The 19,883-nt window shown below is 56.0% G+C and carries 18 protein-coding genes; 5 read left to right on the top strand and 13 right to left on the bottom strand.

The genetic code is table 11. The annotated features are described in order from the left end of the window. Positions 1-56: 56 nt before the first annotated feature. Complete coding sequence (purT, locus tag IAE27_RS05735; RefSeq protein ID WP_004103366.1) at positions 57-1,235, top strand: formate-dependent phosphoribosylglycinamide formyltransferase; 1,179 nt, start codon at positions 57-59, stop codon at positions 1,233-1,235. Positions 1,236-1,288: 53 nt separating this feature from the next. Here the strand turns inward: purT and IAE27_RS05730 are convergent, their stop codons facing one another. From IAE27_RS05730 to zwf, 3 genes are all read right to left on the bottom strand, one after another. Beyond that, positions 1,289-1,930: a bifunctional 4-hydroxy-2-oxoglutarate aldolase/2-dehydro-3-deoxy-phosphogluconate aldolase gene (locus IAE27_RS05730; RefSeq protein ID WP_004103368.1), complete on the bottom strand. Its 642-nt coding sequence runs from the start codon at positions 1,928-1,930 to the stop codon at positions 1,289-1,291. A gap of 37 nt (positions 1,931-1,967) precedes the next feature. Continuing rightward, complete coding sequence (gene edd / locus IAE27_RS05725; RefSeq protein ID WP_004103369.1) at positions 1,968-3,779, bottom strand: phosphogluconate dehydratase; 1,812 nt, start codon at positions 3,777-3,779, stop codon at positions 1,968-1,970. 220 nt (positions 3,780-3,999) lie between these two features. Further along, a complete protein-coding gene (zwf, locus tag IAE27_RS05720) occupies positions 4,000-5,475 on the bottom strand; it encodes a glucose-6-phosphate dehydrogenase (RefSeq protein ID WP_004103371.1) in 1,476 nt (491 codons plus the stop codon). A gap of 361 nt (positions 5,476-5,836) precedes the next feature. On the opposite strand from zwf, the gene IAE27_RS05715 reads away from it, so the two are divergent. Both IAE27_RS05715 and pyk read left to right on the top strand, forming a co-directional pair. Further along, positions 5,837-6,706, top strand: a complete 870-nt coding sequence (locus IAE27_RS05715) for a MurR/RpiR family transcriptional regulator (protein WP_004103378.1) — start codon at positions 5,837-5,839, stop codon at positions 6,704-6,706. Between the two features lie 125 nt (positions 6,707-6,831). Beyond that, positions 6,832-8,274, top strand: a complete 1,443-nt coding sequence (gene pyk / locus IAE27_RS05710) for a pyruvate kinase (protein ID WP_004103379.1) — start codon at positions 6,832-6,834, stop codon at positions 8,272-8,274. 70 nt (positions 8,275-8,344) lie between these two features. Here pyk and lpxM read toward each other — a convergent pair whose 3' ends face one another. The 3 genes from lpxM to znuA all read right to left on the bottom strand — a co-directional run bounded on the left by lpxM (position 8,345) and on the right by znuA (position 11,719). Beyond that, on the bottom strand, positions 8,345-9,319 hold the full coding sequence (gene lpxM, locus IAE27_RS05705; RefSeq protein ID WP_064371970.1) for a lauroyl-Kdo(2)-lipid IV(A) myristoyltransferase: 975 nt from the start codon (positions 9,317-9,319) through the stop codon (positions 8,345-8,347). Positions 9,320-9,436: 117 nt separating this feature from the next. Then, entirely contained in the window at positions 9,437-10,759 is a 1,323-nt protein-coding gene (gene mepM / locus IAE27_RS05700) for a murein DD-endopeptidase MepM (protein ID WP_004103381.1), read from the bottom strand. A 15-nt stretch (positions 10,760-10,774) separates the two neighbouring features. Further along, complete coding sequence (znuA, locus tag IAE27_RS05695) at positions 10,775-11,719, bottom strand: zinc ABC transporter substrate-binding protein ZnuA (RefSeq protein WP_016808309.1); 945 nt, start codon at positions 11,717-11,719, stop codon at positions 10,775-10,777. 78 nt (positions 11,720-11,797) lie between these two features. On the opposite strand from znuA, the gene znuC reads away from it, so the two are divergent. Next, a complete protein-coding gene (znuC, locus tag IAE27_RS05690) occupies positions 11,798-12,550 on the top strand; it encodes a zinc ABC transporter ATP-binding protein ZnuC (RefSeq protein WP_004103383.1) in 753 nt (250 codons plus the stop codon). Continuing rightward, the gene (gene znuB, locus IAE27_RS05685) at positions 12,550-13,335 is read left to right on the top strand and encodes a zinc ABC transporter permease subunit ZnuB (protein WP_004113787.1); all 786 of its coding nucleotides are present in this window, start codon (positions 12,550-12,552) and stop codon (positions 13,333-13,335) included. Before znuC ends, znuB begins: the two co-directional genes overlap by 1 nt. Positions 13,336-13,542: 207 nt before the next feature. Here the strand turns inward: znuB and ruvB are convergent, their stop codons facing one another. The 7 genes from ruvB to aspS all read right to left on the bottom strand — a co-directional run bounded on the left by ruvB (position 13,543) and on the right by aspS (position 19,871). Beyond that, positions 13,543-14,553 carry a Holliday junction branch migration DNA helicase RuvB gene (ruvB, locus tag IAE27_RS05680; RefSeq protein WP_004103386.1) on the bottom strand — a complete coding sequence of 337 codons (1,011 nt, stop codon included), beginning with the start codon at positions 14,551-14,553 and terminating at the stop codon, positions 13,543-13,545. Positions 14,554-14,561: 8 nt separating this feature from the next. Continuing rightward, on the bottom strand, positions 14,562-15,173 hold the full coding sequence (gene ruvA, locus IAE27_RS05675; protein ID WP_004103390.1) for a Holliday junction branch migration protein RuvA: 612 nt from the start codon (positions 15,171-15,173) through the stop codon (positions 14,562-14,564). 123 nt (positions 15,174-15,296) lie between these two features. Continuing rightward, positions 15,297-15,959, bottom strand: coding sequence for a hypothetical protein (locus tag IAE27_RS05670; protein WP_070556966.1), 663 nt, complete (start codon positions 15,957-15,959; stop codon positions 15,297-15,299). A 113-nt stretch (positions 15,960-16,072) separates the two neighbouring features. Continuing rightward, complete coding sequence (gene ruvC, locus IAE27_RS05665; RefSeq protein WP_004113791.1) at positions 16,073-16,594, bottom strand: crossover junction endodeoxyribonuclease RuvC; 522 nt, start codon at positions 16,592-16,594, stop codon at positions 16,073-16,075. Positions 16,595-16,748: 154 nt separating this feature from the next. Further along, positions 16,749-17,489, bottom strand: a complete 741-nt coding sequence (locus tag IAE27_RS05660) for a YebC/PmpR family DNA-binding transcriptional regulator (RefSeq protein WP_004103396.1) — start codon at positions 17,487-17,489, stop codon at positions 16,749-16,751. 149 nt (positions 17,490-17,638) lie between these two features. Then, positions 17,639-18,082, bottom strand: a complete 444-nt coding sequence (nudB, locus tag IAE27_RS05655) for a dihydroneopterin triphosphate diphosphatase (RefSeq protein WP_004103398.1) — start codon at positions 18,080-18,082, stop codon at positions 17,639-17,641. Between the two features lies 1 nt (position 18,083). Continuing rightward, positions 18,084-19,871 (bottom strand): aspartate--tRNA ligase, encoded by a 1,788-nt coding sequence (gene aspS, locus IAE27_RS05650; RefSeq protein ID WP_200092122.1) that lies wholly within the window; start codon positions 19,869-19,871, stop codon positions 18,084-18,086. Between the last annotated feature and the right edge of the window lie 12 nt (positions 19,872-19,883).

Here is a 19,883-nt window from a genome sequence, read left to right as displayed (position 1 = left end):
GCGCAAACGTTTTCGTTTATAATGCGGCGCATGTTTTTTTACTGCGGAAGAGAGTTATGACTGTATTAGGTACGGCGCTGCGCCCTGCGGCAACAAAGGTTATGCTGTTAGGTTCCGGCGAGCTGGGTAAAGAAGTGGCCATCGAATGCCAGCGCCTGGGAATTGAGACCATCGCCGTCGATCGTTACCCTGATGCGCCGGCCATGCAGGTCGCGCACCGCTCACACGTCATTAATATGCTGCACGGCGAAGCCTTACAAGCGCTGATTGAGCAGGAAAAGCCTGACTTTATCGTGCCGGAAATCGAGGCCATCGCCACCGATACCCTGGTGGCGCTGGAACAGGCCGGGCAAAAAGTCGTCCCTACCGCGCGCGCGGCGAAGCTCACCATGAACCGTGAAGGGATCCGCCGCCTGGCCGCTGAGGAACTGAAGCTGCCGACCTCCGCCTACCGTTTTGCCGACAGCGAATCCGCCTTCCGCGAGGCCGTCGCCGAGACAGGACTGCCGTGCATCGTCAAGCCGGTAATGAGCTCCTCGGGAAAGGGCCAGAGCTTTATTCGTACCCACGAACAGCTGGCTGAGGCCTGGCAGTATGCGCAGCAGGGCGGCCGTGCCGGGGCCGGTCGCGTTATCGTTGAAGGCGTGGTGAATTTTGATTTTGAAATTACCCTTCTCACCGTCAGCGCCGTGGACGGCGTGCACTTCTGCGCGCCGGTCGGCCACCGCCAGGAAGATGGCGACTATCGTGAATCCTGGCAGCCGCAGCAGATGAGCGCGCTGGCGCAGGAACGCGCGCAGGACATCGCCCGTCAGGTGGTGCTGGCGCTGGGCGGTTACGGCCTGTTCGGCGTTGAGCTATTCGTCTGCGGCGATGAGGTGATTTTTAGCGAAGTCTCGCCGCGCCCGCACGATACCGGTATGGTCACACTGATTTCGCAGGATTTATCCGAGTTCGCCCTGCACGTCCGCGCCTTTCTCGGCCTGCCGATTGGCGCGATTCGCCAGTACGGCCCGGCGGCCTCTGCGGTCATTCTGCCGCAGATGAGCAGCCAGAACGTCACCTTCAGCAACCTCCAGGCAGCGGTCGGCGCGGGTCTGCAGCTGCGTTTGTTCGGTAAGCCGGAAATTGACGGCTCACGTCGCCTGGGCGTAACGCTGGCGATAGCCGATAACGTCGAAGAAGCGGTTGCGCGGGCTAAAGCGGCGGCTTCAGCGGTCGTCGTCGAAGGATAAAAAAAGCCCGGTCGCATGGACTGCAGACCGGGCCTCGGGTAAGCGCGCGAAGATTACTTCGCGCCTTCTACCGCTTCACGAGCCAGTTTGGTGATACGGTCGTAATCACCGGCTTCCAGCGCATCCGCCGGAACCAGCCAGGAACCGCCGATGCACAGTACGCTGTTCAGCGCCAGATAATCGCGATAGTTTGCCGGAGAGATGCCGCCAGTCGGGCAGAAACGAATGTGCGCGAACGGGCCACCAATCGCCTGCAGCGCTTTCACGCCGCCGTTCGCTTCAGCCGGGAAGAATTTGAACTCTTTCAGGCCATACTGCATACCCAGCATCAGCTCGGATACGGTGCTGATCCCCGGGATCAGCGGAATGGTGCCTTCACCGGTCGCCGCTTTCAGCAGAGATTCGGTCAGGCCCGGGCTGATAGCAAACTGCGCGCCCGCTTCGGTCACTTCTTTCAACTGCTCAACGTTGGTGACGGTCCCGGCACCGACGATCGCTTCCGGGACTTCTTTGGCGATTGCGCGGATAGCGTCCATCGCACACTCGGTACGCAGGGTGACTTCCAGTACGCGTACGCCGCCTGCAACCAGCGCTTTCGCCATTGGCACAGCGTGTTCCAGCTTTTTCACCACGATTACCGGTACAACCGGGCCGGAGGTGAGGATTGCTTCTGCAGTTGTTTTCCAGTTTTTCATCAGATTTTCTCTCGCCAGATCTATAAATCGAATCGTCTTAAAAATTGATGCAGGTTGCGCCCTGTTCAGCTCCGGAGAGTTTCTCACGCAGCGCACCGAACATTTCCCGGCCGGTTCCCACACGCGAACCGCTCAGGTCAGGAATATGGGGCTGACGCGCGGCCAGCTCAGCGTCATCGACCATCAGCGTTAGCTCGCCCGTCTGACCATTGACGCGGATGATATCGCCATCGCGTACCTTCGCCAGCAGGCCACCATCGTACGCCTCAGGCGTCACGTGGATTGCCGATGGTACTTTGCCTGACGCGCCGGAGAGTCGACCATCGGTCACCAGCGCGATTTTGAAACGGCGGTCCAATAATACACCAAGTGGCGGCATAAGTTTATGTAATTCTGGCATGCCGTTCGCTTTTGGCCCCTGATGGCGGACGACAACCACGCAATCTTTGTCGAGCAGGCCCGCTTCAAAGGCAGGCAGCACATCATGCTGGCTCTCGAAGACGACCGCCGGGGCTTCTATAATCTGGTTTTCAACCGGCACGGCGGAAGTTTTCATCACCGCGCGGCCGAGATTGCCGCTCAGGACTTTGGTGCCGCCGTGGCGAGAGAACGGTTTGTCAAAGGTGGCGATAACCTGTTCGTCCAGCGGAGCGGTCGCCCCTTCGCGCCAGTCAAGTTCGCCGTTATTAAGCCAGGGCTCCAGGGTGTAGCGAGAGAGGCCGAAGCCGGCCACGGTGTGAACATCTTCATGCAGCAGTCCGCCTTTCAGCAGTTCGCGAACCAGCACCGGTACCCCGCCAGCCGCCTGGAAGTGGTTAATATCCGCCGGGCCGTTCGGGTAGAGACGCGCCAGCAGCGGCACCACGTCAGAGAGATCGGAGAAATCATCCCAATTGATGATGATCCCCGCCGCCCGCGCCATGGCCACCAGGTGCATGGTGTGGTTGGTGGAGCCGCCGGTTGCCAGCAGCGCGACAATCCCGTTAACCACCACTTTTTCATCAAACATTTTGCCCAGCGGCATCCACTCATTACCGTTGCCGGTCAGACGAGTCACCTGGCGGGCGGCGGCGGCGGTCAGCGCTTCGCGCAGCGGCGCATCGGGATGCACGAATGACGATCCGGGCAGCTGCATCCCCATAAACTCAACCACCATCTGGTTGGTATTGGCGGTGCCGTAGAAGGTGCAGGTGCCAGGCGCATGGTAAGACGCAGCTTCGGACTCCAGCAGCGCCATACGATCCACTTTGCCTTCCGCATACAGCTGGCGAATGCGCACTTTTTCTTTATTTGCCAGGCCACTGGCCATCGGACCGGAAGGAATAAAGATAGACGGCAGATGGCCGAAGGAGAGCGCAGCCATCGCCAGGCCGGGAACAATTTTATCGCAGACCCCGAGATAGAGCGCGCCGTCAAACATGTTGTGCGACAGACCAATCGCCGCGGACATGGCAATCACTTCGCGGCTGAGCAGCGACAGCTCCATTCCGTCCTGTCCCTGCGTAACGCCATCACACATCGCCGGAACGCCCCCTGCGACCTGGCCTACCGCGTTCGCGGAGTGCAGCGCTTTGCGAATAATCTCCGGATAGCGCTCATAGGGCTGGTGGGCGGAAAGCATATCGTTGTAGGAGGTGATGATAGCGATGTTATTGCGCAGCATGCTTTTCAACGAGGCTTTGTCATCCGCCTGGCAGGCGGCGAAACCGTGGGCCAGGTTACCGCATGCCAGCTGGGCGCGATGAACGGTGTCAGTTTTGGCCTGGTTAATCCGCGCGAGGTAGGCTTCGCGGGTAGCGCGCGAACGTTCGATGATGCGATTTGTTACCCGTAACATTTCAGAATTCATAAAGGCTCCTCAAATTTCATCTGTCCGGCCGCAGCGCTTTAGCGGTACTTTTTGGGACTCAAGGCACAAGTACTGGGGCTCAGGGGCAAAATATCTGCAGCCAGTGTAATAAAAAAAGCCCCGGGGGTGAATCCTCCGGGGCTTAAAAGATTAAAAATTACGCGACTTGCTGCGTCAGATCATGTTACCGGTAAAATAACCCTGACGGAGGAGCTGGCGATTACTCAAATTCATTCCACGAACGACCATCGCGGGTGATCATCGCCACGGAGGCAACCGGCCCCCAGGTGCCCGCCTGATAAGGTTTCGGCGAATCGCGATCGGCAGCCCAGGCTTCGGTGATAGAATCGACCCACTTCCACGCCTCTTCCACTTCGTCGCGACGGACGAACAGCGCCTGGATACCGCGCATGGTCTCCAGCAGCAGACGCTCATAGGCATCCGCCAGATGGGTTTGATTAAAGGTTTCTGAGTAGCTCAGATCCAGCTTGGTGATTTGCAGATTGTGCTTGTGGTCAAGGCCAGGAACTTTATTAAGTACCTGAATATCCACCCCTTCATCCGGCTGCAGACGAATGGTCAGCTTATTCTGCGGCAGCTCTTGCCAGGTCTCTTTGAACAGGTTCAGTTCCGGCGTTTTAAAGTACACCACAACTTCAGAACACTTGGTCGGCAGACGTTTACCGGTGCGCAGGTAGAACGGTACGCCCGCCCAGCGCCAGTTGTCGATATCGACGCGGATGGCCACGAAAGTTTCCGTATGGCTGGATTTATTCGCCCCCTCTTCTTCGAGGTAGCCAGGCACTTTTTTGCCCTGCGCGAAGCCTGCGGTGTACTGACCACGCACCGTTTTTTCACGCACGTTGGTGCGGTCGATGCGGCGCAGAGATTTCAGCACCTTCACTTTTTCATCGCGAATGCTGTCGGCGCTCAGATCCGACGGCGGGGACATGGCGATCATGCACAGGATCTGCAGCAGGTGGTTCTGGATCATGTCGCGCATCTGCCCGGCCTGATCGAAGTAGCCCCAGCGACCTTCAATGCCTACCTCTTCCGCTACGGTGATCTCAACGTGATCGATGGTGCGGCTATCCCAGTTATTGACGAACAGCGAGTTAGCAAAGCGCAGCGCCAGCAGGTTCAGCACCGTCTCTTTACCCAGATAATGGTCGATGCGATAGACCTGGCACTCCTCGAAGAACTCGCCCACCCGATCGTTAATCTCGCGGGACGTTTCAAGCGAGGTACCCAGCGGTTTTTCCATCACCACGCGGGCCGGCTTGGCGTTCAGCTTCGCTTCGCCCAGGCCTTTACAAATCGCGCCGAAGGTACTTGGCGGCATGGCGAAATAGTTGATCGTCACCCGCTCTTTCTGATCGAGCATTTTGCCCAGACGAGTAAACGCTTTGGTATCGTTGACATCCAGGTTACAAAAATCCAGACGCCCGCTCAGGGTCTCCCACAAACCTTCATCAATTTTCTCCTTCATGAAGGTTTCCATCGCTTCACGCACTACCTTGGTGTAAGCGTCTTTATCCCAGTCGGCACGCCCGACGCCGATGATGCGGGTATCAGGGTGGATCTGGCCAGCTTTTTCAAGCTGATACAGGGAAGGCAGCAATTTACGTCGCGCCAGGTCACCCTTCGCGCCGAAAATGACCAGATCGCATGCCTGGGCCGTTTGCGTTACCGCCATGTCATTCTCCTTAGTTGATAGCCCGGTGCTTATGCCAGGCTATAGTTGTATTTGTAATTTTCTTTCACTGCATCGTACTGTGTTTACGAATTTCCCGAAACCCTCCGCTCCCGTTCCCGCGGCTAAATCGCACAGGCAGGAAAATATGGGCTGAGTTTTTGGGCATGCGGCTAGTATTGTTCGTTGTTTCGACCGATTATCAGTTAGTAAAATACGACTCTGATCATGTAATGAAAAAAAACAACATATTTTAAAGTCATTCCTCACCGTTTCCGACTACGGAGGGGTATATTCTTGCTAAAACGCCTGATGATTTCACCCATTAATGAAATCGTTTCCATTGATGAGCGCCTGATTACCCATGAATATGCTGGAAAAAATCCAGTCCCGACTGGAACACCTTAGCAAATCTGAACGCAAAGTGGCGGAAGTCATTCTTGCAACCCCCGCGCAGGCCATTCATTCAAGTATTGCTGCCCTGGCGCTGGAAGCCGGCGTCAGCGAGCCTACGGTCAACCGTTTCTGCCGCAGTCTGGAAACCCGCGGTTTCCCGGATTTCAAACTGCATCTGGCGCAAAGCCTGGCGCACGGTACCCTCTATGTTAACCGCAACGTCGATGAAGACGACAGCGTTGAGTCCTATACGGGTAAGATATTTGAATCGGCTATGGCCAGTTTAGATCAGGTCCATCATTCTCTCGATATGTCGGCGATCAACCGGGCAGTGGACCTTCTCACTCAGGCCAAGAAAATCGCCTTCTTCGGCCTGGGCTCATCGGCAGCCGTCGCCCACGATGCGATGAACAAATTTTTCCGCTTTAATGTGCCGGTGATTTATTCCGACGACATCGTCCTGCAACGCATGAGCTGTATGAACTGTAATGACGATGACGTGGTGGTGATTATTTCGCATACCGGCAGGACCAAAAGCCTGGTAGAGCTGGCGCAGCTGGCGCGCGAAAATGATGCGATGGTGATCGCCATTACTTCGCCGGGCACCCCGCTTTCCCGCGAGTCGACGCTGGCCATTACGCTGGATGTCCCGGAAGATACCGATATCTATATGCCAATGGTTTCCCGCTTAGCGCAGCTGACGGTGATTGACGTACTGGCAACCGGCTTTACCCTTCGTCGGGGAGCGAAATTCAGAGATAACTTGAAGAGGGTCAAGGAAGCGCTGAAGGAATCGCGCTTTGATAAAGAGCTCAGCTTACACAGTAATGACCAATAAAAGTAGAAACAAAGCAGTATCCTATTACAACGTCGGTAATGTTCCGGTATAGCGGCTTTGCTCGCTGGCGCTACCGAATCCATGTTCACGCAACACCAAAGTTGTTTCAGTCAACGGAGTATTACATGTCCAGAAGGCTTCGCAGAACCAAAATCGTTACCACCTTAGGCCCGGCTACCGATCGCGATAACAACCTTGAAAAGGTTATCGCCGCAGGCGCTAACGTGGTACGTATGAACTTCTCTCACGGCACCGCGGAAGATCACCAGCTCCGTGCGGATAAAGTCCGTGAGATTGCGGCAAAACTGGGCCGTCATGTCGCTATTCTCGGTGACCTTCAGGGGCCGAAAATTCGCGTCTCTACCTTCAAAGAAGGCAAAATTTTCCTCAATATCGGTGATAAATTCCTGCTCGACGCGAACCTGGGTAAAGGCGAAGGCGATAAAGAAAAAGTCGGCATCGATTATAAAGGCCTGCCGGCTGACGTGGTTCCTGGCGATATCCTGCTGCTGGACGACGGGCGCGTGCAGCTGAAAGTCCTGGAAGTTCAGGGCATGAAAGTGTTCACCGAAGTCACCGTCGGCGGACCATTGTCTAACAACAAAGGTATCAACAAGCTGGGCGGTGGCCTCTCTGCCGAAGCGCTGACTGAAAAAGACAAAGCAGACATCATCACCGCCGCCAAAATCGGCGTCGACTATCTGGCCGTCTCCTTCCCGCGCTGCGGCGAAGACCTGAACTACGCGCGTCGTCTGGCGCGCGATGCGGGCTGCGATGCAAAAATCGTGGCCAAAGTAGAGCGTGCGGAAGCGGTATGCGATCAGGACGCGATGGATGACGTGATCCTGGCCTCCGACGTTGTCATGGTAGCCCGCGGCGACCTCGGCGTAGAAATTGGCGACCCGGAGCTGGTCGGCATCCAGAAAGCATTAATCCGCCGCGCTCGTCAGCTCAACCGCTCGGTCATTACCGCGACGCAGATGATGGAGTCGATGATCACCAACCCGATGCCAACCCGCGCCGAAGTGATGGACGTGGCGAACGCCGTGCTGGATGGTACCGACGCCGTCATGCTGTCTGCAGAAACCGCCGCGGGCCAGTATCCGTCTGAGACCGTTGCCGCGATGGCGCGCGTTTGCCTTGGCGCGGAAAAAATCCCCAGCCTCAACGTCTCCAAACACCGTCTGGACGTTCAGTTCGATAATGTTGAAGAAGCCATTGCGATGTCGGCTATGTACGCGGCGAACCACCTCAAGGGCGTCACCGCTATCATAACCATGACGGAATCCGGGCGTACCGCGCTGATGACTTCCCGTATCAGCTCCGGCCTGCCGATTTTCGCGCTGTCTCGCCACGAGCGTACGCTGAACCTGACTGCGCTGTATCGCGGCGTGACTCCGGTTTATTTCGATAGCGCAAGCGACGGCGTCGCCGCCGCGCACGATGCGGTAACGCTGCTGCGTGATAAAGGCTATCTGGTGACCGGTGACCTGGTTATCGTCACTCAGGGCGACGTAATGAGCACCATCGGCAGCACCAATACCACCCGTATTCTGACCGTCGAGTAATTTGCTGCGCCATAAAAAAACCTGCCGGCAGTTGTCGGCAGGTTTTTTTTGCCCGCAGCGTCTACGCGGACTATTTCTTTTTCGGATACAGCTCTTTGCGCTTATACGGTTCGATTTCGCCGGGTTTGCGCGTTTTGAGTAGTTTAAGGATCCACGTATACTGCTCGGTATGCGGCTTAACGAAAATCTCTACCTCTTCATTCATCCGTCGGGCAATGGTATTGTCGTCCGCTTCCAGCAGATCGTCCATCGGCGGGCGCACCAGCACCGTCAGGCGATGCGTTTCGCCATCGTAAACCGGGAACAGCGGGACAACCCGGGCGCGACATACTTTCATTAAACGACCAATTGCCGGGAGCGTCGCCTTGTAGGTGGCAAAGAAATCAACAAATTCACTGTGTTCGGCCCCGTGATCCTGATCCGGCAGATAGTAGCCCCAGTATCCCTGACGTACCGACTGAATAAAGGGTTTGATGCCGTCGTTGCGCGCGTGCATACGACCGCCGAAACGACGACGCACGGTATTCCAGACGTAATCGAATACCGGGTTGCCCTGGTTATGAAACATCGCCGCCATTTTTTGCCCGCCGGACGCCATCAGCATCGCCGGGATGTCCACTCCCCAGGCATGAGGAACCAGGAAGATCACTTTCTCGTTATTGCGCTGCATCTCATCGATGATTTCTTTGCCCTGCCAGTCGACGCGGGAAAGAATCCGCTGCGGATCGCGCAGGCCTAACTCGGCCATCATCACCATCGCCTGCGGCGCGGAGGCATACATGGCATCAATTATTTCTTCACGTTCCTGCTCGCTTTTTTCCGGAAAGCAGTACAGCAGGTTAATTTGCGCCCGGCGGCGCGAACTCTTTGCCAGACGACCAACAAGACGCCCCAGTTTACCCAGGATCGGATCGCGGAAAGACGCGGGCGTCAGGGCAATTGCGCCGAAGGCAAAAACGCCGAACCACGCGCCCCAGTAGCGCGGCAGTAAAAAGGATTTTTCAAATTTTGGAATAAACTCAATATTATTTTTTTTCGTTTCCATGCCCAATCCGCAGAATTTCCGCTCAGTAAAGATAATGGGTTAGTTTAGCGATACGTGGAGTAACGTACAAAAGAAAAAGCCGGCGCGCAGAAGGCACCGGCTTTAACTGGCGTGAGGTTAGTCAAACCGCAGCTGCGGAATCACCTGTTTGGCCTGCGCCAGGAAATCGGTACGGTCGGAACCGCTGAGCCCTTCCGTACGCGGCAGTTTCGCCGTCAGCGGGTTGACCGCCTGCTGGTTGATCCACACTTCATAATGCAGATGCGGACCGGTCGAACGGCCGGTATTGCCCGACAGCGCGATGCGATCGCCGCGTTTCACCTTCTGCCCGGGTTTGACCAGCAGCTTACGCAGGTGCATATAGCGGGTGGTATAGGTACGACCGTGGCGGACGGCAACGTAATAACCTGCCGCACCGCTACGTTTCGCCACTACCACTTCGCCATCGCCAACCGAGAGCACTGGGGTGCCCTGCGGCATCGCAAAATCGACGCCACGATGCGGAGCGACGCGGCCGGTGACCGGGTTCAAACGACGCGGGTTAAAGTTTGATGAGACGCGGAACTGGCGGGCGGTCGGGAAGCGCAGGAAGCCCTTCGCAAGCCCTGTACCATTGCGATCGTAGAATTTGCCATCCTCAGCGCGGATCGCGTAATAGTCTTTGCCATCCGAACGCAGGCGTACGCCAAGCAGCTGGCTTTGCTCGCGCTTACCGTCCAGCATTTCACGCGACATCAGTACGGAAAACTCATCGCCTTTTTTCAGCTTACGGAAGTCCATCTGCCACTGCATGGCTTTGATCACCGCGCTAATTTCAGTGCTGGTCAGGCCGGCATCACGAGCGCTGGCGACAAAGCTTCCGCCCACGGTACCTTTCAGTACGTTATTGACCCAGTCGCCTTTTTGCAGCTCGCTGCTCATTTTGAAACCGTTGGCCACCCGGTCGTAGGTACGGGTTTCGCGGCGCGACATCTCCCAAGTCAGGCTTTGTAAATCGCCATCCGCCGTCAGCGTCCAGGAGAGCTGTTGGCCGATTTTCAGATTACGCAGCTCTTTATCCACCGAGGAGAGCCGGGCGATATCGCCCATATCAATACCGTACTGATTAAGAATGCTGCTGAGCGTATCCCCGGTCGACACCACATATTCATGGCCGCCGGAATCGCTGTCCGCTTTATCATCCAGCTCATCCTGAGGGATGGCTTCTTCTTCCTGAGGCGCCTGATCGATAGGTTCCGAGGCCTCTGGCAGCAGAGAACGAATTTCGCTTTGTTCCAGCTCGATGGTTCTGGAGATGGGAGCCGTTTCGGGATGGTGGTAAATGTAGGGTCGCCAGACGGCGACCGCTAAGGTAAGAACGCTAAGCGACCCCAGCATAACGCGGTGAGGTCGTGGCAGATTGTTAAATGCCTGAGTGACAGCGCGGGCTATCTGTTGCACGTATTCACTTCCTCGTTATTCTCCTTTCAGGCAGCTTGAATACTGATTTGCCATCTGGCTCAGGAATTGCGGATAACTCTCTTTACCCAGCTTAATTCCGATTCCAAGTGGATCCAGGGTTCCCATGCGCACGGACGTCCCCCTGGCAACAGCTTCTATAACCGCTGGCCTGAACTGTGGCTCAGCAAAAACGCAAGTTGCTTTTTGCTCAACCAGCTGTGTTCTGATTTCGTGTAAACGCTGCGCACCAGGCTGGATTTCAGGGTTGACAGTAAAATGACCTAAGGAGGTCAAACCGTAGTGTTTTTCAAAGTAGCCGTAGGCGTCATGAAAAACGAAATACCCCTTCCCTTTCAGCGGTGCCAGCTCGGTCCCAACCTGCTTGTCGGTTGCGGCTAATTTTGCCTCAAAATCCTTCAGGTTGGCGTCAAGTTTGGCTCGACTCTGCGGCATAAGTTCCAATAATTTATCGTGGATTGCAACCGCCGAAAGGCGCGCTATCTCTGGGGAAAGCCATAGATGCATGTTATAGATGCCATGATGGTGATCGTCGTCACTATTTTCCCCGGCGCCATGATCGTGACCGTGATGGTCATCGTCGTCGTCGACGCCTTTCATGAGTAACGGTTTCACGCCGTCAAGCTCGGCAATCGTCACCTTTTTGTTCGGCGCAATGCTTTGCGTTGACTTATCCATAAACGCCTCCATCTCTGGACCAATCCAGACCACTAAGTCTGCGTTCTGTAAGCGTTTTGCATCCGATGGACGCAGTGAATAATCATGCTCCGATGCCCCGTCAGGCAGCAGTACCTGGGTCTCGGTTACCCCATCAGCAATGGCTGATGCGATGAAGCCCAGCGGTTTAAGCGAGGTGACGACCGCGGCGCTTGCCAGCGGTGCATGAGCGAACAAAAAAGCGGCGCTTAGTCCAGCGCAAAGAAGCGTATTTTTATGTAACATAATGCGTCTAATCATCGTAATGAATGAGAAAGATGTGATATTATAACATTCACTGGCTTGTGCAACCTCTAATTTGATATGACAAATCTTGTAACTCTGGAAAACGTCGCGGTCGTTTATGGCCAAAGGCGCGTGCTGTCTGACATTTCGCTCACGCTTAAGCCGGGCAAAATTTTAACTCTGCTGGGCCCCAACGGCGCCGGTAAATCGACCCTCGTCAGAGTCGTTCTTGGGCTGGTAGCACCTACAGAAGGGGTTATCAAACGCGAGGGACATCTGCGGATAGGCTATGTCCCGCAAAAGCTGCACCTTGATGCCACGATGCCGCTCACCGTCAGCCGCTTTATGCTGTTGCGGCCAGGAACGCACAAGCGCGACATACTGCCGGCGCTGAAGCGCGTGCAGGCCGGTCATCTGATTGACGCGCCTATGCAAAAGCTTTCCGGCGGCGAGACTCAGCGGGTACTTCTGGCGCGCGCGCTGCTCAATCAACCGCAGCTGCTGGTGCTCGACGAGCCAACGCAGGGCGTTGACGTGAATGGTCAGGTGGCGCTGTACGATCTGATTAATCAGCTGCGCCAGGAGCTTGATTGTGCCGTTCTGATGGTTTCCCACGACCTGCACCTGGTGATGGCGAAAACCGATGAAGTACTGTGTCTCAATCAGCATATCTGCTGCTCCGGCGCGCCGGAAGTGGTCTCCATGCATCCGGAATTTATCTCAATGTTCGGCCAGCGCGGCGCGGAACAGCTGGGTATTTATCGCCATCATCATAATCACCGCCACGACCTGCAGGGGCGGATTGTACTGCGTCGGGGAAATGACCGTTAATGATTGAATTACTGCTCCCCGGCTGGCTGGCCGGGATAATGCTCGCCTGTGCGGCGGGTCCGCTGGGGTCGTTTGTCGTCTGGCGCCGCATGTCCTACTTTGGCGATACCCTGGCCCATGCCTCTCTGCTCGGCGTCGCTTTTGGTTTGCTGCTGAACGTTAATCCTTTTTATGCGGTCATCGTGGTGACGTTGCTGCTGGCGGGCGGGCTGGTATGGCTGGAAAAACGTCCTCATCTGGCGGTAGATACGCTACTCGGTATCATGGCCCACAGCGCGCTGTCTTTGGGCCTGGTGGTAGTCAGTCTGATGTCGAACGTGCGCGTCGATCTGATGGCCTATCTGTTTGGCGACCTGTTGGCGGTTACGCCGGAGGATTTAATATCCATCGCGATTGGCGTAGCGATCGTGCTGGCGATCCTGCTCTGGCAGTGGCGTAATCTGCTATCGATGACCATTAGTCCGGATCTGGCCTTCGTTGACGGCGTTAAGCTACAAAGGGTTAAACTGCTGTTGATGCTGGTCACCGCGCTGACCATCGGCGTGGCGATGAAGTTCGTCGGGGCGCTGATCATTACGTCTTTGCTGATTATTCCCGCAGCCACGGCGCGTCGCTTTGCCCGTACGCCGGAGCAAATGGCGGGTATTGCGGTAGGAATGGGGATGATTGCCGTCACCGGCGGACTGACCTTTTCAGCGTTTTACGACACGCCAGCCGGGCCTTCCGTGGTGCTGTGCGCTGCGGTGCTGTTTATCATCAGCATGAGCAAGAAGCCGGCCGCCTGACGCTTATGCGCCCGCCTCAACCGCCATCAAAACTCGGCAGATTGCTATGGGGTCACAGCTGTCTGCGGACTTTGTCGCCCGGCTGAGGCGTTCACGCCGCAAGCCGGGACATCAACCGCAATACCGCTTCAACGATTTCCCCGGCTTGCGCTGCGCTTAGCCGGGCTACCGACCCTTGCGGTCTGTTGTTTTAAACACCGACAAGGATTAAGGCATTTCAGGCGGCGTAATGCCAAAGTGGGTCCAGGCCCGTACCGTCGCCATACGTCCGCGCGGGGTGCGTTGTAGAAAACCTTGCTGAATCAGATACGGTTCCAGCACGTCCTCGATGGTTTCACGCTCTTCACCTATTGCCGCCGCCAGGTTATCGAGCCCAACCGGCCCGCCAAAGAATTTATCGATGACCGCCAGCAGCAGCTTACGGTCCATATAGTCAAATCCTTCGGCATCCACGTTGAGCATATCCAGCGCCTGAGCGGCAATATCCTCTGAGATACGTCCATCGTAGCGGACTTCGGCAAAATCGCGCACTCTGCGCAGCAGGCGGTTAGCGATTCGCGGCGTACCGCGCGCGCGACGCGCAACTTCCAGCGCTCCCTCTTCGCTCATCTCCAGCCCCATATAGCGGGCGCTGCGGCTGACGATATGCTGCAGGTCAGGGATCTGGTAGAACTCCAGGCGCTGGACGATACCGAAGCGGTCGCGCAGCGGCGAAGTCAGCGAGCCGGCGCGAGTTGTCGCGCCAATCAGGGTAAACGGCGGAAGATCGATTTTGATTGAACGCGCCGCAGGCCCTTCACCAATCATGATATCCAGCTGGTAATCTTCCATTGCCGGATACAGGACTTCTTCGACAACCGGTGAAAGGCGATGAATCTCGTCGATAAACAGAACGTCGTGTGGTTCAAGGTTGGTCAACATCGCCGCCAGATCGCCCGCTTTCTCCAGCACCGGGCCGGAGGTCGTGCGCAGGTTAACGCCCATTTCGTTAGCGACGATGTTCGCCAGCGTGGTTTTTCCCAGCCCTGGAGGACCAAAAATCAGCAGGTGATCGAGCGCGTCGCCGCGCAGTTTCGCCGCCTGGATAAAGATCTCCATTTGCGAACGGACGTGCGGCTGGCCTACATACTCTTCCAGCAGTTTGGGGCGGATTGCGCGGTCCGCCGCCTCTTCAAAGCCGCTGCTGTCTGCCGATACCAGCCTGTCTGCTTCTATCATCCCTTACCTCACAACGCGGCGCGGAGCGCTTCGCGAATTAGCGTTTCACTGTTGGCATCCGGACGCACGATTTTGCTGACCATCCGGCTGGCTTCCTGAGGTTTATAGCCCAGCGCCACCAGCGCAGCAACCGCTTCCTGTTCAGCATCATCGTCAGACGGCCCGGCCGGCGACGTCAGAACCAGATCGGCTGCCGGAGTGAACAGATCGCCGTGCAGTCCTTTGAAGCGGTCTTTCATCTCGACAATCAGGCGTTCCGCGGTTTTCTTACCGATCCCCGGCAGTTTGACCAGCGCCGCCAGCTCTTCACGCTCAACGGCATTGACAAACTGCTGAGCGGACATGCCGGAAAGGATTGCCAGCGCCAGTTTTGGACCGACGCCGTTAGTTTTAATCAGCTCTTTAAACAGCGTGCGCTCCTGCTTATTGTTAAAGCCATACAGCAGCTGCGCATCTTCACGAACGATAAAGTGGGTGAAAATGATCGCCTCTTTGCCCACGTCCGGCAGCTCATAGAAGCAGGTCATCGGCAGATGAACCTCATAGCCTACGCCTCCCGTTTCGAGTAAAACCAGCGGGGGTTGTTTTTCGAGAATAATGCCTCTGAGTCTGCCTATCACATGGAGCTCCTGGATTAAGGGCCGAAAGTCTAATGCGGTATCATAAAAAAAGGCTGGATAGATATCCAGATGAAAAACACGTAATTCCCGTACATCGGTGGAGCGCGAGCCTGGCTTGCGCTTTTATGCGCTCTTTTTACCCCGCACAAGGTAGATGATGTAGTGAATGACGCGTCTTTGACGACCCGACCCAACGACTTTCTGATGGTGGAAAGTTTCGCTTATTCGATAACCGCTGTTGATGAACTTTAGCGCTTCTTGTTCATCCGGGGTTTCCAGCATCAGCCTGTGCCTGCGGTGATAAATCCGATAAAGCGTCTGCGCAGGCCACTGACGAGAAATAGCGTAACGCTTACGGTATAAAAATAGCGTCAAAGTAATAAAAGCCACGATAACCCAGATTGCTATCAGACCCGGGAGTCGGCTGACGTTAAAAAAGAGAGCGTCACATGGTTTGGCAATAGCGGGTTTTCCCTGCACGATATTCATACAAAGTCTGTCTGCGGGCGGAGACCAGGCCTTTGCAACGTGATAGCGGTAGGAGTGACCGCCTGACAGCCAGGTAATATCATACTCAAAGAGCGCGGAACAATCTTCGCGTCCGCGAAATGTGGTGCAGGCGTCGGCCAGGCGCCGCTCTGCGCTGCTGACAGTGCGGGTATTGACGACTGTGCCGAAAACCGTCGAACTCTGATGGTAATACTGATATTCGGTCAGTAAATAATATCCACTGACGATAATTAGCAGCATAAAAAAGAGAGATTCCACCACCCGGATTTTCATCATTCAACTGACTATCCAACGCTATGCCGAATAATCTGCATCCTTACTCTTTTTAGTTAACGATGTCAGTGAGGAAAGTAAAACGCCCCGGGCAACAAGCGCCGGGGCGGTGTAGATTAGCGGAGGCGTCCGCGCGCCAGGTTCAGGCGACTTTCACTGATCTGAGCTGCGTTCTGGCTGACGTGGCAATGAGTGATGGCGATAGCTAAAGCATCCGCCGCATCCGCCTGTGGGTTGGCCGGAAGCTTGAGCAACGTGCGCACCATATGCTGCACCTGGCTCTTTTCCGCGCTGCCAATCCCGACAACGGTCTGCTTCACCTGCCTGGCGGCGTACTCAAAGACCGGCAGGTCCTGATTCGTCGCCGCGACGATGGCCACTCCGCGCGCCTGGCCGAGCTTCAGCGCCGAGTCGGCGTTTTTGGCCATAAAAACTTGTTCGATGGCGAAGTAGTCCGGCTGGAACTGGGTGATAATTTCCGTAACACCGGCATAGATAAGCTTCAGGCGGGACGGTAAATCATCCACTTTCGTGCGTATACAGCCGCTGCCGAGGTAGCTCAACTGGCGTCCAACCTGACGGATAACGCCATAACCAGTGACGCGCGACCCCGGGTCAATACCGAGAATAATAGCCATCACGCGCCCCCGGTCATAACTAACTCGTGAGACCCTAAAGATTTCAGTTCACAGCCAGGCGGCCACGCAGCGCATCCCCGGTCACGTAGATTCACTACGTGACCGGGGTAAGCGAGGAGCGCCAACACCGCTGTGGGCTGAAAGTGTACGGGTATCACAGGGTTGCGGCGACCTCATCAGAGATCTCGCCGTTATGATAAACTTCCTGCACGTCGTCGCAATCTTCCAGCATATCGATCAGACGCAGCAGTTTCGGCGCAGTTTCCGCGTCCATATCCGCTTTGGTTGAGGGGATCATGGAGACTTCAGCGGCGTCCGCTTTCAGACCGGCAGCTTCCAGCGCATCGCGTACCGCACCCATCTCTTCCCAGGCGGTGTAGACGTCAATTGCGCCGTCGTCATAGGTCACCACGTCTTCCGCGCCCGCTTCCAGCGCCGCTTCCATGATCGCATCTTCATCGCCTTGCTCGAAGGAGATGACGCCTTTTTTGCTGAACAGGTAGGAAACGGAGCCGTCGGTGCCCAGGTTACCGCCGGTTTTGCTGAACGCGTGACGTACTTCAGCAACGGTACGGTTGCGGTTGTCGGACAGACATTCAACCATTACCGCCGTACCGCCAGGACCGTAACCTTCATAAATGATGGTTTCCATGTTCGCATCATCATCGCCGCCGACGCCGCGGGCAATAGCACGGTTCAGGGTGTCACGGGTCATGTTGTTGCTCAGCGCTTTGTCAATCGCTGCGCGCAGACGCGGGTTTGAGCCCGCATCGCCGCCGCCAAGACGGGCCGCGGTGACCAGCTCGCGAATAATTTTCGTAAAGATCTTACCGCGTTTGGCATCCTGTGCCGCTTTGCGGTGTTTGGTGTTGGCCCATTTACTATGACCTGCCATAAAATAATATCTCCAAAAAAGCCTTTTCCCGGCGCCTCTTAGCTCTCAGGAGCACTGGCTGCGTTGTTTCACACCCATTACCTACGCAAGTAAGCTCCGGGTGATATCCCAACTGGCCGCCTTCCTGATAACTAAAATTCTGGGGGAAATTAGTTGGCGTTAATTACAAATTCTTCAATCGCCTGCCGGTTGCTCCAGGACTTGGTCAACGTGGCGGCTTCCGTAGCATCAACCCAGCGATAGTCCAGATGTTCCGTAAAGACAATCTGGCGTTCATGGGGGAGCGCAAGACGGAACCAAAACTCCGTATTGCGCTCAACGCCCGGCGCATAGCGATGACGTAAATGAGAAAATATCTCGAACTCTACCGTTCGCTGACAATCAACCAAAGCCAGCTGCTCGCAGGCAACGTCAATGGCGACCTCTTCCATTACTTCACGCGCGGCAGCTTGCGGCGCGGTTTCCCCCTCCTCCAGGCTGCCGGTAACCGACTGCCAGAAGGCGGGATCGTCGCGACGCTGCAACATCAGCACCCGCTTCGTATCTTCGGCATAAATCACCACCAGAACGGAAACGGGGAGCTTGAATGACATCTTACTTATTCTCCGGAGACTCTTTTGCCTCTTTCGCCACCACCTGAATACCGAGCTCGCTCAGCGATGCAGGATTCGCAAAGCTCGGGGCTTCGGTCATCAGGCAGGCCGCCGCCGTCGTTTTCGGGAAGGCGATAACGTCACGGATATTATCGGTGCCGGTCAGCAGCATGGTCAAACGGTCAAGGCCAAAAGCCAGACCCGCATGCGGTGGAGTACCGTATTTTAGCGCATCCAGCAGGAAGCCAAACTTCTCGCGCTGATCCTGCTCGTTAATTCCCAGAATACCGAATACGGTCTGCTGCATCTCACCGCTGTGAATACGCACGGAACCGCCGCCAACTTCATAGCCGTTAATCACCATGTCGTAAGCGTTAGCTACCGCATCTTCCGGCGCGGCTTTTAGCTCTGCGGCTGTCATATCTTTCGGCGAGGTAAACGGATGGTGCATCGCGGTCAGGCCGCCTTCACCGTCGTCTTCAAACATCGGGAAGTCGATCACCCACAGCGGCGCCCATTTCTCTTCATCGGTCAGGTTCAGATCTTTACCCAGCTTCAGACGCAGCGCGCCCAGCGCATCGGCAACCACTTTTTTGTTATCCGCGCCGAAGAAGATCATATCGCCATCCTGCGCGCCGGTGCGCTCAAGGATCGCTTCAACGATGTCGGCGTTGAGGAATTTAGCCACCGGGCTGTTAATACCTTCAAGGCCTTTTGCCCGTTCGTTGACTTTAATGTATGCCAGACCTTTGGCGCCGTAGATTTGGACAAACTTACCGTATTCGTCGATTTGCTTACGGCTCAGCGCAGCGCCGCCAGGCACGCGCAGCGCGGCAACGCGGCCTTTGGCGTCGTTAGCCGGGCCCGCAAAGACGGCGAATTCCACCGCTTTCACCAGATCGGCGACGTCCACCAGCTCCATCGGGTTACGCAGGTCCGGTTTGTCAGAACCATAGCGGCGCTCAGCTTCGGCAAAGGTCATGATCGGAAAATCACCCAGATCCACGCCCTTCACTTCCTGCCACAGATTACGCACCAGCGCTTCCATCACTTCGCGCACCTGCGGGGCGGTCATAAAGGAAGTCTCGACGTCGATTTGGGTGAATTCCGGCTGGCGGTCAGCGCGCAGATCTTCGTCGCGGAAGCATTTAACAATCTGATAGTAGCGGTCAAAACCGGACATCATCAGCAGCTGTTTAAACAGCTGCGGAGATTGCGGGAGCGCGTAGAATTTGCCTTTATGCACACGAGAAGGCACGAGATAGTCGCGCGCGCCTTCCGGGGTCGCTTTGGTCAGCATCGGGGTTTCGATATCGAGGAAACCGTGGTCGTCCATAAAACGGCGAACGAGGCTGGTAATCTTCGCGCGGGTTTTCAGGCGCTGCGCCATTTCCGGACGACGCAGGTCCAGGTAACGGTATTTCAGACGCGCTTCTTCGGTGTTGACGTGGTTGGAATCCAGCGGCAGCGCTTCAGCACGGTTGATGATCGTCAGGTCGGTTGCCAGCACTTCAATGGCGCCGGTGGCCATATCATTATTGACGTTCTTTTCGTCACGCGCGCGCACGGTACCGGTGACCTGAATGCAGAACTCATTACGCAGTTCGGAGGCCAGCTTTAATGCATCCGCGCGATCCGGATCGAAAAACACCTGCACGATGCCTTCGCGGTCGCGCATATCAATAAAGATAAGGCTACCAAGATCACGACGACGGTTGACCCAACCACACAGAGTCACTTGCTGCCCTACGTGGGACAGACCGAGCTGTCCGCAATATTCTGTACGCATGAGATATCCCTT

The sequence above is a fragment of the Klebsiella sp. S69 genome (assembly GCF_016516145.1).
GTDB lineage: Bacteria > Pseudomonadota > Gammaproteobacteria > Enterobacterales > Enterobacteriaceae > Klebsiella > Klebsiella oxytoca.
This window is presented reverse-complemented; position numbering and strand designations above follow the sequence as displayed.

Excerpts from the sequence above, each read along its gene's own strand:
- purT (WP_004103366.1), top strand. The coding sequence starts at position 57 with ATGACTGTATTAGGTACGGCGCTGCGCCCTGCGGCAACAAAGGTTATG.
- IAE27_RS05730 (WP_004103368.1), bottom strand. The coding sequence starts at position 1,930 with ATGAAAAACTGGAAAACAACTGCAGAAGCAATCCTCACCTCCGGCCCG.
- edd (WP_004103369.1), bottom strand. The coding sequence starts at position 3,779 with ATGAATTCTGAAATGTTACGGGTAACAAATCGCATCATCGAACGTTCG.
- zwf (WP_004103371.1), bottom strand. The coding sequence starts at position 5,475 with ATGGCGGTAACGCAAACGGCCCAGGCATGCGATCTGGTCATTTTCGGC.
- IAE27_RS05715 (WP_004103378.1), top strand. The coding sequence starts at position 5,837 with ATGAATATGCTGGAAAAAATCCAGTCCCGACTGGAACACCTTAGCAAA.
- pyk (WP_004103379.1), top strand. The coding sequence starts at position 6,832 with ATGTCCAGAAGGCTTCGCAGAACCAAAATCGTTACCACCTTAGGCCCG.
- lpxM (WP_064371970.1), bottom strand. The coding sequence starts at position 9,319 with ATGGAAACGAAAAAAAATAATATTGAGTTTATTCCAAAATTTGAAAAA.
- znuA (WP_016808309.1), bottom strand. The coding sequence starts at position 11,719 with ATGTTACATAAAAATACGCTTCTTTGCGCTGGACTAAGCGCCGCTTTT.
- znuC (WP_004103383.1), top strand. The coding sequence starts at position 11,798 with ATGACAAATCTTGTAACTCTGGAAAACGTCGCGGTCGTTTATGGCCAA.
- znuB (WP_004113787.1), top strand. The coding sequence starts at position 12,550 with ATGATTGAATTACTGCTCCCCGGCTGGCTGGCCGGGATAATGCTCGCC.
- ruvB (WP_004103386.1), bottom strand. The coding sequence starts at position 14,553 with ATGATAGAAGCAGACAGGCTGGTATCGGCAGACAGCAGCGGCTTTGAA.
- IAE27_RS05670 (WP_070556966.1), bottom strand. The coding sequence starts at position 15,959 with ATGATGAAAATCCGGGTGGTGGAATCTCTCTTTTTTATGCTGCTAATT.
- ruvC (WP_004113791.1), bottom strand. The coding sequence starts at position 16,594 with ATGGCTATTATTCTCGGTATTGACCCGGGGTCGCGCGTCACTGGTTAT.
- IAE27_RS05660 (WP_004103396.1), bottom strand. The coding sequence starts at position 17,489 with ATGGCAGGTCATAGTAAATGGGCCAACACCAAACACCGCAAAGCGGCA.
- nudB (WP_004103398.1), bottom strand. The coding sequence starts at position 18,082 with ATGTCATTCAAGCTCCCCGTTTCCGTTCTGGTGGTGATTTATGCCGAA.
- aspS (WP_200092122.1), bottom strand. The coding sequence starts at position 19,871 with ATGCGTACAGAATATTGCGGACAGCTCGGTCTGTCCCACGTAGGGCAG.